This is a genomic window from Streptomyces sp. NTD107 (assembly GCF_059510435.1).
Genome location: NZ_JCAJZV010000028.1, coordinates 1 through 14,092 on the forward strand (window position 1 = coordinate 1; position 14,092 = coordinate 14,092).

The window sequence follows — 14,092 nt, forward strand, 5'->3', positions numbered from 1 at the left end:
CTGGCCGATGGCGCCGGGGGGTTCGGCGCGTACGCGGGTGAGGGGGTGGAGGCCGCCGAGGGCGATGGGCGCCAGGATGGTGCCGCCGGGGGCGAGCTGGGTCAGCCAGCCGGTGGGGATGCCGGCGATACCGCAAGTGACGATGATCAAGTTGTAGGGGCCGTCGGCGGGGTGACCGTCGTAGCCGTCGCCGCTGTGCACGGTGACGTGGTGGGCGGCGGCGCGGTGGAGGGCTTCGCGGGCTTCGTCGGCGACCAGGGCGGAGGCTTCGACGGTGTGGACGGGTGCGCCGGTGATGTGGGAGATGAGGGCGGCATTCCATCCGGTGCCGGCGCCGATTTCGAGCACGCGCATGCCCGGCTTCAGCTGGGCGGCTTCCAGCATCTTGGCAACGATGGAGGGCTGCGAGGTACTGGAGTATCCGCCGGCGTCGTCGCCGGGGGTGTGCGTCATGACCCCGCGGTCGACGTAGATCAGGGAGAGCAGGTCATCGGTGGGCTGGGTGGGGTCAACGGTGGTGTGCTGGCCGTGGGCGTAGTGGCCGGTGACGAACAGGTGCCGGGGCACGCTGGCGATAGCGTCGGCAACGGTGTCCGTGCTCAGGGCGCCCTTCGTCCGAAGGTCCTTGGCCAGGGCGCGGGCGAGGGGCGCCCAGTCGGTGGTGGTGGCGGTCATGAAGTCGCGATCTCCTGGGGTGTGTATCGGACGACGGCGGTGTAGAGAAGGTGAGGGTCGGTGGGTTCGCCGGCCGGTTGTTGCTCGGCTTCCAGCCAGGCGTGGACGGCTGCGGTTCCGGGCCGGACACCGAGGACGAGGGTGGGGGTGTGGCCCGCGGCCCGGCAGTACAGCAGGGCGGCCACGGAACGGCGAAGGCACGCGGTGGTACCGCCGAGCCGGATGCTGGCCGTGACGACGGCGGCCACCGCGTGTTCGGCCTCGGAAAGCGTGGAGGGGCGGCCGCCGGTGCTCTGGGCACGGCGGACGGCCTTCTCCGTCGCCTCAGTCGTACGGCTCGCGCGGGTGGCCACGATGGCGGCGGCGCGCGCTCGCAGGTACTGACGGGGCCCCAGGTGGATGCGAGGGGGCAGACTCATGGGGAAGCTCACAGGATGAGCCGGCCTTCCTGGAGTTGGCGCACGAGAGCGTTGAAGTCGTCGCGCAGCCGCTCGGTGGGGATGCCAGGCCAGCGGCTGGAGAGCGCGGTGTGAACGTCGGCGGGAGTCCCGCCGTCCTCCAAGACGGCCACGGCGATGGTGGCCGCCGGGTTGAGGGTCCACACGGTACCGTCGCCGGCGATCAGCGTTCCGTCCCCGGTGGTGGGGTCGGTGAGTAAGCGGACACGGGGGGCGAGTGTCACGGGACCTCCAGAGATCGGCCTTGCAGGGATTGGTTGGTGGCGGCGCGGGCGAAGATCTCGGCGCTGAGCGTCAGGTGCAGGAGCAGATCCTGCGCCGGGTCGGCGCTCCCCCATCGGCGGGCCGCCTCGGCGAGCACGTGGGGGTCGATCACTCCGAGGTCGGCCAACGCGCTGTTCCGCGTGAGGATCCGGGTGAGCGTGGCCCGGTGCTGTCGGGTGGCCGCGAGGGTGTCCGCGCTGTATCCGCCCTTGGTGCGCCGTGCCAGGACCTCGGCGGGGACCTGGCCGCGCATGGCGGCGGTCAGCAGCGGTTTCAGCTGGTACGGACTCGTGCGTCCCTCGGCACGACAGGACAAGGCGGCCTCGATCACCTCGCGGTCGGTGTACGGGTAGGCCATCGCGATGCCGCAGCTGGCCGCGGCATCGGCCTGGAGCCGGTTCCACCGGGCCAGGGAACGGATCGCGGCCACCGCCGTGTGCTGATGCGGTCGGCGGTGGAGTGGTTGGGCGGTACGGGCAGCGTCCGCCAGGGCCTCGGTGATGGCTTGGCGGACCGGTGGGGCGAGCCACTGGGGCAGCCGCGGGGTTGCCTCCCAGCCGGCCGGTTGAGTGGGGTCCGCCCCGGCACAGGCGGCCAGCCACTGGCGGTAGGGCCCAGGGTGCGCGGCCATTTCGGCGACGGCCGAGCGGGAGGTGCCCCACAGTGCCGCCCACCCGGCCAGGTGCCGGCGGGCGGTACGTCGGTCCCGCTGCCGGGCGTGGTGAAGGTAGGTCAATGGTGTCAGGGCGTGTTCGTCGCCGCCCTTGCCGGAGATCAGCAGCCGCGCCCCGGTGCCGACTGCCGCCCGCCACCAGGTGGTGGACCGTGCAGGGCTGCACGCGGTTGGCCCGGGGGCGTCCAGGACCATGGGAGCGCCCGCGATGCCGTCCAGCTGGCTGGGGATCTCCCCCGGGCGCATGATGTGATGACGCGCCTCCGGCTGCGCGGCGGCAGCCAGGCAGGCCCATCGCAGATCATCATTGCCCGGATCAGCGGGCGCCCGGCTGAAGTTCACCAGCCTGCTGCCGGCGTGCCGGTAGGCCAGGGCCGACAGAGCGGTGCTGTCCGCGCCGCCCGACAGCTCACAGCCCACCTGGCGGTGCGGGAAGCTGTCGATCCTCAACCGCACTGACCGGTCCAGCGCCTGCCGCAACGCCCCGGCGGCCTCTGGGAGTTCGCGTTCATCATCCGGAGCTGACCACCACCGGTGTTCGTCGACTCGTCCGCTGTGGACGTCGATACGGGCTGCCACCCCGGGGGCGGTCGCTCGCACGCCCAGATACGGCGTGGTGCCATCGTCGACCAACGCCAGGGGCGGCACGGGGCCCAACAGGTGGCGGCCCAGGTGCCGCGCGTCCAGACGGAGACCGCCGGCGGCTTCGGCAAGGACGCGGGCGTGGTCGCCGGCCACCGTGACGCCTGCGATGTCGGCGGTGAACACCGGCCGCATCCCCGCCATGTCACCGCACACCCACATACCGCCCTGGCGGTCGGCGAGCACGATGTGGAAGGAGCCGGACACAGCGGCAGCAAGCGGTCCGGGGCCCGTACCGGGCCGCAGCCGGTGTACAGCCGCCGCCAGTTGGCCAGGTCCCAGGAGGTGCTGACCGATCAATGCCGCGGACGCTTCACCGCAATGGGCAGTCACCAGCGGGCGATCGGATCGCCCCATGATCCACGGCCGGTCTCCGAGGCGGGCCAGCACCGTGGCCCCGGGGAACGCGGCACTCAGCACAGCGGCGGCCCGCCGTGCCGCCGGGGCCTCCCCCGGCAACACGACGAACCACTCATGCCCCTCAGGCAACGGCTGTGCCCTTCTTCGGCTTCGGGGCCGGCGCCGGCGCCGGATTCGAGTTCCACTTCACCGTGCTGAAGTCCCCGTCATCCGACTCACCCTCGGAATACGACCCGGCCGCCAACTCCACCAGCGACCCCGCCCGTACAGCGGTCGGCGGCTCGTACTCGCCGCCCATCACCGTCGTTTCCTTACTCATCATCTGTCCTCAGCTCCTCGTTGAAATCCGGACGAACCACCGGCCCGGCGGACCAGCCCGGTGTCTGTGAACAGATAAGCGCGCAGCGGGGAGCAGCGGTACGGTTACGGAATGCCAAGAGCATGAAAGCCATGAACGCTCACCGGGATTGAAGCAATGGCGGCAATTCAACCCACATCCCATTCGGCTCTGCGGCAGCTCCTCGCCAGCCGGCGGCTGAAGGTCCGCCGCCTGGACACCGCGTGCGCGACCCGAAGTACCGCACTGGACTACTGGACGCAACCATTGTGAGCTGTGGGACTGGAGTTAAGGCAGTTTCGTAGAGTGATGCGACGGGTACGAAGTGAGATGCTGCCCGTGCCGCGCAATTCGCCAGGCCCGGGCGGGCCGTTGGGAGCTAACTAGTGGCTCGCCGCCCTCCTTGGTACTCCCGACGTACGCGCCCCTCACCTGTACAGGTGAGGGGCGCGATTGCTTCCTGATCGACTGGGAGAAAACTGGGAGATGATCTTGGGTGTCGCTCCGCATCAGCCTGCATCCAACTGCATTACGTCGCATCAGGTTCACCGCTCTGACCTGGGATCTAACAGCTGCGACCGCAGCGACCTGCATCGATGCGGCACCCTGGAAAGATCGACACCATCTTCTGGGAGACCAAGAAGGCCTGACCCCGGATCATGCCGCTTGACCTGCGTTTTCCTTGGTCGGCTGGTCCACCTGTCCGCACCCGGTCCGCAGGCCGCCGAGCACGGCGTCCATGACGGCCCGGGTGCGGTCTTCTTCACCCGACCACCGGTGCGCGTAGATCCGCGGAGTGATCACCGCGGAGGCGTTGCCGAGGACCTGCCGCGCCCGCTTGGCCCTCGCCCCGCCCGCGATGAGCGCGGAGGCGAAGAAGTGCCGCAGATCATGAGTCACCAGATGCGGCGGCTCGACGGGCTTGCGGCCCTCACACCCGGCCGCCCCGTTCTCCAGCCGCTGGAGCGCCTGACGAACTCCGTTCCCTTCGGCCTTCCATCGACGGTATCCGGGGGCTCGCCCTCCTCCGTCGTGAACAGCCACTCCTTCGAGCGACGTGCCGCCAGATGCCCCAGCAGGGCGTCCGTGACGACCTCTCCCCCACGGGAACCGTACGCCGGGACGTGCTCGTCTTCGGCGGGTCGATGAGGCCCGACCGGAGACGCCGGTGCTCGACACGGATGCTGCCGTTCTTGAAATCGGCATCCGAGACTGAGTCCCAGCAGCTCACCCATCCGCACCCCCGCGCCGGCGTACGGGGGCATGATTCGCGGCGGCGGACCTGCCGCACACCCACGGCCGGGCCGCGGATGCCTGCACGGCCGCGACAGCTTCACCGGCAGCGTCACGGCGGCCGGCGGCCGGCGCCCCACGCCCACTGCGTTGTTAGGGTGTCGTCAAGAGCATCGTGGACCGGAAGCGAAGGAGGCGTGGCTGTGACCGACGGTTCCCCCTCGCCCGCCGTTCGCCACACGGCCGCCCGAGTCCGCGTCCTGCGACCGATGGAGCATCGCCCGATCGGTACGAACGGCTATGTGAGCACGTGGGGCGCTGTGACGAGCGTCTGCCCGCCGAAGGGCCGCTGAGCCCACCGCCCAGCGGAGGCAACACCACCGGCTGCCACCGGTGCGCTCCCGTGCCCCTTCGTATTTTGTTCTGGAGGCGTCTCTCCATGCCTGCTCGTTCGTGGATCACCACCGCTCTGCGCTCGGACGCGGTCAGTGGATCGCTCCTGATCGGCGCTGCCCTCGCCGCGCTGATCTGGGCCAATTCACCCCTTGCTCATTCCTACGAGGCGATGCGTTCGTTCGTCTTCGGCCCCGCCGCCCTGCACCTGGATCTGCCCGTCGAGGCGTGGGCGGCCGACGGGCTGCTGGCGGTGTTCTTCTTCATCGTCGGCAACGAGTTGAAGCAGGAACTCGTCCACGGCGAACTGCGCGACCCCAAGCGGGCCGCGCTGCCGATCGCCGCGGCCCTCGGCGGTGTGGCCGTGCCGGCGCTGGTGTTCTGGGCCGTCACGGTGACCACGGGCGGAGAGGCGGTCGGCGGCTGGGGCATCCCGATGGCCACCGACATCGCCTTCGCCCTCGCCGTCCTCGCCGTCGTCGGCCGGCACCTGCCCGCCCCGCTGCGGACCTTCCTGCTCACCCTCGCCACCGTCGACGACATGTGCGCCGTCCTGGTCATCGCCGTCGCCTACAGCGGCGGCCTCGACCTGGCCGCCTTGGCCGCCGCGGCGGTGGGCCTGGTGGTGTTCGGCTGTCTGCAAAACGGCTCCGGCCGCGCTGTGACCCGCCTGCGGGGGGCGGTGCCGGGCTGGCTGCTGTTCGGGCCGCTCGCCGTGGTGATCTGGGCGCTCACCCACGCCTCCGGGGTGCACGCCACCATCGCCGGCGTGGCGATGGGCCTGCTCATGCGCACACGGGCCCGCGACGGCGAGAGGGCCTCGCCGTCGCACCGGACGGAGGAGGTCCTGCGTCCGTTCTCCGCCGGGATCGCGCTGCCGGTCTTCGCCCTGATGTCGGCCGGAGTGTCCCTCTCCGGCGCGGGTGGCTTCTGGACGTCGACCATCACCTGGGGGGTGCTCGCCGGACTCCTCGCGGGCAAGTTCGCCGGGATCTTCGGCGTCACCTGGCTGACCGCACGGTTCTCCGGCGCACAACTCAACCCGCGCCTGGCCTGGCCGGACATCGCCGGCATCGGCCTCCTCGGCGGCATCGGGTTCACCGTCTCCCTGCTGATCGCCGAACTCTCCTACAGCGGTACGGCGCACCTCACCGACGCCAAGGGGGCCGTCCTCCTCGCCTCCGCCGCCGCGTCCCTGCTGGCCGCCGCGGTACTGGGACGCCGCAGCCATCACTACCGACATCTCGAAGCGCGGACCGGCGACCGGGACGCGGCAGCGTGGAGCCGCACCTGATCGCCCCGGTGATGATCGCGGCCGTGCTGGTCATCCGTACCGCCGTCGCCGGGCTCCGCGTCCGCGGCCTCCGCCGTCCTCGGCGCTGTCAGGGTGACGGGCGGGCGGCCGGGCCGCACCGGCCCGGGGACTGCTGGCCGGGGACCTGACCGGCCGGCTCATCCACCAGGCCGGCAGCGGCGACCGGCAACCCGGCCGTGCAGCCACCTCGCCCGGACGGCTGCACGGCGGTGGGGCCCGCCGTGTCTGTTGGCGTTTCCCGATTCCGGTTGTGGAGAGGGGGCCACGTCAGCGTGGGGTGGTATGTGCCTCTTGGCGGGTGGAGGAGAGCTGAAGGGCTTTGTCTTGCGTCGCCTGGGATGCCGGCTCGTTGCTGTCGAGCGTGCGGTTGGGCAGGAGCAGGGCAAGGCCGAGGGCGGCGACAGCGACCGCGGCCACGCCGGCGAGGATCGGCAGCAGGGAGTCCGCGTAGGCGTTGACCACCTGGTCACGGACCGCGTCGGGCAGTGCGCGCACGAGCGCGGGTGTCAGGGACTCGGTTCCCGTTCCTCCCAGGCTGCTTCCCATGCCTGCGAGAGAGTCGGTGAGCCGGGAGGCGAACAGGGCACCGACCGCGGCGGTGGCGATGGTGGCGCCGATCTCACGGAAGAAGTTGTTCGAGGACGTGGCGGTGCCGACCTCGCTGCGCGGGAAGGCGTTCTGCACCACCAGCAGCAGGTTCTGGATGACCAGACCGACACCGAGGCCGACCACCGCGAGGTAGACGCAGACCAGTTGGACCGGCGACGAGGGCCTCAGGGTGGAGAGCAGGTAGACGCCGACCGGAATAACGCACGCTCCGGCCACGACGAATCCCTTGTAGCTCCCGAACCTGGAGATCAGCTGGCCGGATACCGTCGTGGTGAGGACGAGTCCGCCCACCATCGGCAGCAGGAGCAGGCCCGAGACGGTCGCCGAGTAGCCGTACACCATCTGGAGGTAGGTGGGCAGGTAGGAGACGACGGCGAACATCCCGCCGCCGACGGCGATCATGCCGATCAGTGTCGCGGTTCCGAATACGCGATTGCGCAGGATGTGGAGTGGAATGAGGGGTTCGGCGGCCCGGCGCTCGACGGCGATGAAGAGGATCGCGCCGATCACGGTGGCCGCGATGAGGGAGAGAATCAGCGGGGATCCCCAGGCGTAGTCGTTGCCGCCCAGGTCGGCCACCAGGACCAGGCTGGTGACCGTGACGGCCATGAGTGCGGTGCCGGGGTAGTCCAGCTTGACGGTCCGTTTCGGCCTGGGCAGGCGGATGCCGAAGTAGCTGATGGCGAATGCCGCGACGCCGAGGGGAACGTTGATCCAGAAGGCCCACCGCCAGGTGACGTGGTCGGTGATCCAGCCGCCCATCAGCGGTCCGGCGACCGAGGCGAGTCCGAAAACCGCTCCCATGGCGCCCATGTACTTGGCGCGCCGGCGTACCGGTACCAGGTCGGCGATGATCGCCTGCGAGGAGATCAGGAGCCCGCCGCCTCCCAGACCTTGCACCGCGCGGAAGGCGATGAGCTGGCCGATGTCCTGGGAGAGCCCGGACAGCAAGGAGCCGGCGGTGAAAATGCCCAGGGCCCACAGCACGAGCGGTCGGCGCCCGATGAGGTCGCCGAGCTTGCCGTAGACCGGCATGCCGATGGTGACGGCGAGGATGTACGCGGTGGTCACCCAGGCCATCTGGCTGAGCCCGCCCAGTTCTCCGACGATGGTCGGCAGGGCGGTGGAGACCATGGTCTGGTCGAGCGCCGACAACAGCATCGAGACGACGAGGGCTGCGTAGATCCACCCGAAGTACGGCGGAAGCTTCGCCTTCTCGGGTTCGGCGGTGCGTGGGGTGTCGGACATGTCAGCCGGCCTCCAGTGCGGGCAGGACGACCACGTCCACGAATCGCAGCAGGAATGCCTCGTCCACGTCGCGGTCGGTCATGGCGCGGCGGGCAATGACCGTGCCGAGGATCAGGTCGGGGATGAACTCGCGGGCGGCGGCGTCGGCGGCGATCTCACCGCGGGCGGCGGCCCGGTCAAGGATGCGGTCGATGGCGCCGGCCATCGGCGCTGCGAGGACCTCGTTCATCACTTCGCGCAGTTCGGGATCGGCCTTGGAGGCGTGTCCCAGGGCCGATACGATCGATGCGTATCCCTCCGAGATCATGCCCATGCGGCGCGCGCCTTCGACGAAGTCACCCCGCAGGCTCCCGGTGTCGATATCCGCGAGCGGCGGCGGCGCGGAATGCCGCAGCGCCCGGGCGACCAGGTCCGGTTTGCCGTTCCATCGCCGGTAGAGCGTCGCCGTGCTCGCGCTCGCCGCGGCGGCGATCTGCTGCATGGTCAGCCGCTCATAGCCGTGCTCGCTGACCATGCGCAACACCGTTGCGTAAATGTCGCCCTCCCGTTCCGGCGAGAGCCGCGAGCGTCCCTCCACGATTCCTCCTCAATCGAAACGAAAATCATTCGTTTCGATACTACCCGGTGAACTTCCCGCGAGCGAACGCGGCGGCCCCAGGGTGTGCCGGCGCCTTGAAGTCCGCGAACGCCGCCGAGCGGCCGGCTCCGCGGAGCCGGCCGCTCTCACGGGCCGGGGACCCGGCGCCTCCCGGCCCGCCCGGCACTGCCCGCGTCAGGGCGGTGCGCCGCGGGCCACCGGGCCCGACAGGCCGCGCCGGAGACCTCTCCAGCATCCGCATCGGGCGTCGCCCGGTCGGAGTCAGAGTGAGGCGAACGTGATGACCCCCGCGCGGGGCACCTCGGTCGTCGCGGAATGCCGCATCTTTCCCGTTTCGCGATCGAGGGCGAAAGTCGTGACATTGTTCGAGTGGACGTTGCAGGCGAAGAGAAACCTGCCGGACGGGTCGATGTCGAACTCGCGCTGCATCTCCCCTCCGGTCTCGACTTCGTCCACCAGGGTCAGCCGGCCCGTGCTCCGGTTGAACGCGTAGGCCGAGATGGTGTCGCTGCCGCCCTCGGCGCTGAAGATCCGGCGGGTGGAGGCGTAGACGAACCGGCCGTTCGGATGCACGCGGATGTTCGCCGGTGACGGGCCGTCGTACTCGAAGACACTGCCTTCGTACTTGCCGGGCGACAGATTGCCGGCCGAGACACCGATCGTCTGCACGTGCCGGACATCGCCGTTGCCTTCATCCAGACGGAAGGCGGAGATGGACGGGGACCACTCGTTGGTGGCGAAGAAGTACGGAGCCTGCGGGTGGGCGGCCACGTGCCGGGGCCCCGATCCCGGCTCCACCACGTATGCCTTTCCGGTCAGCCGGCGCGCGTGAGGGCTGTAGGGGTAGACGTAGATGTGGTCGTAGCCGTTGTCCGTCGCGATGAGCCAGCGTTCCGTTCTGTCGAGCGTGATGCCGTGGCAGGCCGGGCCGTTTTGCACCATGGAGTCCGGCCCCAGGTTCTCGGGCCGCAGTTCCTCGCTCCCGGGCGCCATCGGTTCGGTGAAGGTGGCCACGTCCAGGGGGTCATCGATCGACCCGTCCCTGTTCAGCGGGAACAGCGTGACGGTGGCGTCGTCCGTGGGCCGCTCGATGACCGGCACACCGTTCTTCTTCACGATCCGGGTGACCCGGCCGATCGCCCCGCGGTTGCTCGCGACCAGCCTGCCGCCCGCGCTGCCCGTCACCACGCCCGACGGCATGGCGCCCATGGAGTGCACGGAATTGAGGTGCCGCAGCGATCCGTCCGAGGAACTGACGGCGAAGGCATACACCCCGCCGCCTTCACCGGGAATACCGCCGAACGCCGTGGTGCGGTTGGTGGCGTAGACGAAGCGTCCGTCGGCCGAGGTGCAGATGCCGTCGCAGTTCAGATCGGCGGCCTCCGCCCCGGTCTCACCCACCGGCTTCAGTGATCCGTCGCTCATGTCGACGCGGAATGCCTTGATGCCACCGCCGGTGGATCCGCCGTTCCACTCCTCGGTCCCGTAGCCGACGTAGGCGAAAAGACCCCGGTCGGACGTGCGGGCGGAGGCATGGGAGGCGAGGAAAGCGGCCCCCAGGGCCGCCCCGGAACTCGCGGCGAAGGTACGTCGCGACATCTGCTTGCTCATGCCGCCCCCTCCATCGCACATCCGCCACGAGTCGCACCCGGACGCGCACTTTTTCGGTGCATGACACCCTCTCCTCGAATCTCTCGGTCTGGCCTGCTGCCGGTTCGTCCTCAGACACCGAGGCCGCGCCCAAGAACCGCGCGAGCCTCGGGCCAGGCGCCCGGCCCGGGCCGGCGGATCCCGGCCTCGTGCGGCGAGATCCCGAACGACGTTCCACGGTTCACCCTATAGGAACGAAAACATTTCGTTCCTACTCTTGGGACTGCCCCTCGCAGCCGTGCACGGCGACGCGTCACCCGCGCGGGTATCGATGACGGGCGGATCGCGGGGCCGTGCCGCCGATCAGCGGCGCCCCGCGTCAACTGCTGTCCCCGGCAGGACCTTTCGGGCCCGTGCAACGAGTGTCCGCATCATTGCGCCGTGCGCTCGTCGCGTGTCCGCCCTGCGGGGAATTCACATGAGTCATTCCGTGATGGCCGGCCCGGGTGGGCAACAGTCAGCTGGATATCGGCGACAAGCTCCCCGGCCGTCGCCGGAGGGGACCACCGGGACGGGGAACGTGAGACGTTCTGCGAGGAGATCGGCCTGAGCCCGCGTTCGCCGGCCCGGGAGTGCCGTCACACCGCCCGGCTGTGCACCGCGCCTGTGCGCGAGGCGATCCGCAAGGAGGCTCGGCCCGCACTTCTGGTCGCCCCCCGGGTGGAACCCGGGGAGGGTCACGAGGGCGACATTCGAGCAGCATTCCCAACGTTTCGGTCGAAACATTACCGACGTGACACTGCCAGGGAGTTCGCCAGCCGTTCCGCTACCACCGCCAATCGCGGAGTCCGAGCACCACCAGGCCGAGGCCGACCGCGCCGGCCGGGACGCCCAGGGCGAGCGCCGGCAGCCGGGCGACTACGGGAAGAACCTCGCCGCGGTCCGCGGGCTCACCGCCCTGGCGCAGAGCAAGGGCAGCACGGTCACCCAGCCGGCCCTGGCCCGGCTGCTCGCCCAGCGCGACGACATCGTGCCCATCCCCGGCACCCGCAGCCCCCGGCGGACTCGCGGAGAACGTGGCCGCCGCCCCGGTCACCTCACCCCGCAGGGCCTCGGCCGCATCGCGGAGATCCTGCCGCACGGCGCGGCCGGCTCCCGCTACGCCGAGGCGATGATGCCGCACTGGCGGTAGCCGGCGGCGCGTCCGGCCCCGGGCCGCTGCGGTTGTCCGCCCGGGGTGGGTGGCCCAGGCTTGGGCTGTGAGCACTGGCGGGCCGGCGAGGCTGACCTCTCAGGGCGGCAGTGACCCCTGGGGCCGGGCCCCGGACGAGGCGGACACCGCCCGCGCGATCCTGGACGGGTCAGGTGTCGTCCTGCACTGGAACGACGGCGCCCGGAAGCTGCTGGGCCACCGCGCCGCCGACATGATCGGCAAACCGGCCGCCACCGTGCTCGCCGACCCGCCCCGTACCACCGTCCCGCCCGACGACGACCAGCTGCTGCGCTGGAACGGCACCGCCGACCTGCGGCACCGCGACGGCCGGCGGCTGACCGTACGGCTGCTGGTGCACCGGCTCTCCGAGCGCGACGGCCACCCCGACGGCTGGCTGGTGGTCAGCCCGCTGACCGGCACCGAACGCACCGCGCGGGACGATCAGCTGCCGCTGTCCGCCTTCATGGCCGCGCCCAACGCCCTCGCCCTGTACGACACCGACGTACGGCTGCGCCGCGCCAATCCGGCGATGCAGCGGGTCATCGGGCTCACCGAGGACGAGGCGCGCGGACTGCGGCTGTCGGAGATCGGCGGCAAGCCGCAGAGCATCGAGCTGGAGGAGCGGCTGCGCGAGGCGGTGGCGAGCGGCCTGCCCACCGACGTCCGCACCCGGCTGCGCACCGGTGGCGAGTCCCGCGAGCACGCCTGGCTGGGACGGATCGCCCCGGTGAGAGACCCCAAGGGGCGGCTGGTGGCCGTGGTGCTGTCGGCCATCGACATCACCGAGGAGGACCGGGGCCGGGTCAGGCTCCAGCTGGTCAACGAGGCCGGCCAGCGGATCGGCACCACACTGGAGATCGGCCGCACCGCCCAGGAGCTGGTGGATGTGTGCGTGCCCCGGCTGGCCGACTTCGGGACCGTGGATCTGCTGGCCCAGCCGCTCGCCCACGACGAGGCGGCGCCCGCGCTGGAGAGCGGCTTTCTCACGCTGCGCCGGATCGCGCACCGCTCGGTGCAGCCGGACAGCCCCGAGGCACTGGTGGAGCCGGGACAGGTGTGGGACCACCCGGTCTCGGCCTCCCCGGTGCGTGCGGTGCTGTCCGGTGAGGCGGTGGTGCTGGACCGGGGGGACCCGCGGTTTCTCGCCTGGCTGGCGCAGGATCCGGAGCGGGGGCGGCGGGCGGAGGAGCTGGGGGTGCACTCGTCCCTGACGGTGCCGCTGTCGGCGCGGGGGGTGACGCTGGGGGTGGCGCAGTTCATCCGGTACCGGCGACCGGAGCCGTTCGCGCCGGACGATGTGCTGGTGGCGCGGGAGATCGCGGCGCGGGCGGCGGTGTGTCTGGACAACGCGCAGCGGTTCACCCGGGAGCGGGAGACGGCGCTGGCGTTGCAGCGCAGCCTGTTGCCGCAGACGCTGCCGCAGCGCACCGCCGTGCAGGTGGCCTCGCGCTATCTGGCGGCGGCCGGTCAAAGTGGGGTGGGCGGTGACTGGTTCGATGTGATCCCGCTGTCCGGGGCCCGGGTGGGGCTGATCGTGGGTGATGTGGTGGGGCACGGGGTGCAGGCGTCGGCGACGATGGGGCGGCTGCGTACGGCGGTACGCACCCTGGCGGATGTCGATCTGCCGCCGGATGAACTGCTCACCCACCTGGATGATCTGGTGATCAGACTGTCCGAGGAAACGGGTGGGGCGGAGAGCGCCGGCGACATCGGCGCCACCTGCCTGTACGCCGTCTACGACCCGGTCAACGGCTGCTGCACGGTGGCCAGGGCCGGGCACCCGCCGCCCGTACTGATCAGCCCCGACGCGGACACCGTCACCACCATGGAACTGCCGGCCGGGCCACCCCTCGGCCTCGGCGGGCTGCCCTTCGAATCGGCGGAGTTCACACTGCCCGAGGGCTCGGTGCTCGCCCTGTTCACCGACGGCCTGGTGGAACGCCGCGACCAGGACATGGACGAGGGCTACCGGCTGCTGCACCAGGCCGTCGCCACCCCCGAGCCCTCCCTCGACGCCCGCTGCGAAGCCGTCATCGACGCGCTGCTGCCCGGCGGGGCACCCGGCGACGACGTGGCCCTGCTGATGGCCAGGACCCGGATGCTTGACGCGGCGCACGTGGCGACCTGGGAGATCCCCGACGACCCGGCCAGCTGCGGCACCGCCCGCAAGGACATCGACGAGCAGCTGGCCGCCTGGGGCCTGACGGAGGCGGTGTTCACCACCGAACTGGTCGTCACCGAACTGATCGCCAACGCCATCCGGCACGCCACCGGACCCATCCGGCTGCGGCTGATCCTGGACCGTACCCTCATCGTCGAGGTCTCCGACACCAGCAGCACCGCCCCGCACCTGCGCCGGGCGGCCGGCTTCGACGAGGGCGGGCGCGGACTCATGCTGGTGGCCCAGCTGACCCAGCGCTGGGGCACCCGGCAGTCCCCCCGTGGCAAGACCATCTGGGCCGAGCAGCAGCTGCCGGACACCCC

The 14,092-nt window shown here is 70.9% G+C and carries 12 protein-coding genes; 3 read left to right on the top strand and 9 right to left on the bottom strand.

Annotation, left to right across the window (positions count from 1 at the left end; genetic code table 11):
- The 6 genes from AC5WRL_RS27860 to AC5WRL_RS27885 all read right to left on the bottom strand — a co-directional run.
- Nucleotides 1-675, bottom strand: a 675-nt coding sequence (locus AC5WRL_RS27860) for a protein-L-isoaspartate O-methyltransferase family protein (RefSeq protein ID WP_496091457.1), incomplete at its 3' end; no start/stop codon positions are given.
- Nucleotides 672-1,094, bottom strand: a complete 423-nt coding sequence (locus AC5WRL_RS27865) for a lasso peptide biosynthesis B2 protein (protein WP_496091458.1) — start codon at nt 1,092-1,094, stop codon at nt 672-674. The genes AC5WRL_RS27860 and AC5WRL_RS27865, both read right to left, overlap by 4 nt.
- A gap of 8 nt (nt 1,095-1,102) precedes the next feature.
- Nucleotides 1,103-1,357, bottom strand: a complete 255-nt coding sequence (locus tag AC5WRL_RS27870) for a PqqD family peptide modification chaperone (RefSeq protein WP_496091459.1) — start codon at nt 1,355-1,357, stop codon at nt 1,103-1,105.
- Entirely contained in the window at nt 1,354-2,919 is a 1,566-nt protein-coding gene (locus tag AC5WRL_RS27875) for an asparagine synthase-related protein (RefSeq protein ID WP_496091460.1), read from the bottom strand. The genes AC5WRL_RS27870 and AC5WRL_RS27875 overlap by 4 nt, the downstream gene beginning before the upstream one ends.
- Before the next feature lie 274 nt (nt 2,920-3,193).
- The gene (locus AC5WRL_RS27880; RefSeq protein ID WP_496091461.1) at nt 3,194-3,394 is read right to left on the bottom strand and encodes a hypothetical protein; all 201 of its coding nucleotides are present in this window, start codon (nt 3,392-3,394) and stop codon (nt 3,194-3,196) included.
- 672 nt (nt 3,395-4,066) lie between these two features.
- Nucleotides 4,067-4,309: a hypothetical protein gene (locus AC5WRL_RS27885; protein ID WP_496091462.1), complete on the bottom strand. Its 243-nt coding sequence runs from the start codon at nt 4,307-4,309 to the stop codon at nt 4,067-4,069.
- 772 nt (nt 4,310-5,081) lie between these two features.
- Between AC5WRL_RS27885 and nhaA the strand changes: the two genes are divergently transcribed.
- A complete protein-coding gene (gene nhaA, locus AC5WRL_RS27890; RefSeq protein WP_496091463.1) occupies nt 5,082-6,329 on the top strand; it encodes a Na+/H+ antiporter NhaA in 1,248 nt (415 codons plus the stop codon).
- A gap of 288 nt (nt 6,330-6,617) precedes the next feature.
- Here nhaA and AC5WRL_RS27895 read toward each other — a convergent pair whose 3' ends face one another.
- The 3 genes from AC5WRL_RS27895 to AC5WRL_RS27905 all read right to left on the bottom strand — a co-directional run bounded on the left by AC5WRL_RS27895 (nt 6,618) and on the right by AC5WRL_RS27905 (nt 10,416).
- Nucleotides 6,618-8,207, bottom strand: a complete 1,590-nt coding sequence (locus AC5WRL_RS27895) for an MDR family MFS transporter (protein WP_496091464.1) — start codon at nt 8,205-8,207, stop codon at nt 6,618-6,620.
- Between the two features lies 1 nt (nt 8,208).
- Complete coding sequence (locus tag AC5WRL_RS27900; RefSeq protein WP_496091465.1) at nt 8,209-8,784, bottom strand: TetR-like C-terminal domain-containing protein; 576 nt, start codon at nt 8,782-8,784, stop codon at nt 8,209-8,211.
- A gap of 282 nt (nt 8,785-9,066) precedes the next feature.
- Entirely contained in the window at nt 9,067-10,416 is a 1,350-nt protein-coding gene (locus AC5WRL_RS27905) for a lactonase family protein (RefSeq protein WP_496091466.1), read from the bottom strand.
- A gap of 772 nt (nt 10,417-11,188) precedes the next feature.
- Here AC5WRL_RS27905 and AC5WRL_RS27910 point away from each other — a divergent pair.
- Both AC5WRL_RS27910 and AC5WRL_RS27915 read left to right on the top strand, forming a co-directional pair.
- Nucleotides 11,189-11,587 carry a hypothetical protein gene (locus AC5WRL_RS27910; RefSeq protein WP_496091467.1) on the top strand — a complete coding sequence of 133 codons (399 nt, stop codon included), beginning with the start codon at nt 11,189-11,191 and terminating at the stop codon, nt 11,585-11,587.
- 67 nt (nt 11,588-11,654) lie between these two features.
- The coding region (locus tag AC5WRL_RS27915) for a SpoIIE family protein phosphatase (protein WP_496091468.1) at nt 11,655-14,092 on the top strand (2,438 nt) is incomplete at its 3' end.

Excerpts from the sequence above, each read along its gene's own strand:
- AC5WRL_RS27905 (WP_496091466.1), bottom strand. The coding sequence starts at position 10,416 with ATGAGCAAGCAGATGTCGCGACGTACCTTCGCCGCGAGTTCCGGGGCG.
- AC5WRL_RS27880 (WP_496091461.1), bottom strand. The coding sequence starts at position 3,394 with ATGATGAGTAAGGAAACGACGGTGATGGGCGGCGAGTACGAGCCGCCG.
- nhaA (WP_496091463.1), top strand. The coding sequence starts at position 5,082 with ATGCCTGCTCGTTCGTGGATCACCACCGCTCTGCGCTCGGACGCGGTC.
- AC5WRL_RS27865 (WP_496091458.1), bottom strand. The coding sequence starts at position 1,094 with ATGAGTCTGCCCCCTCGCATCCACCTGGGGCCCCGTCAGTACCTGCGA.
- AC5WRL_RS27895 (WP_496091464.1), bottom strand. The coding sequence starts at position 8,207 with ATGTCCGACACCCCACGCACCGCCGAACCCGAGAAGGCGAAGCTTCCG.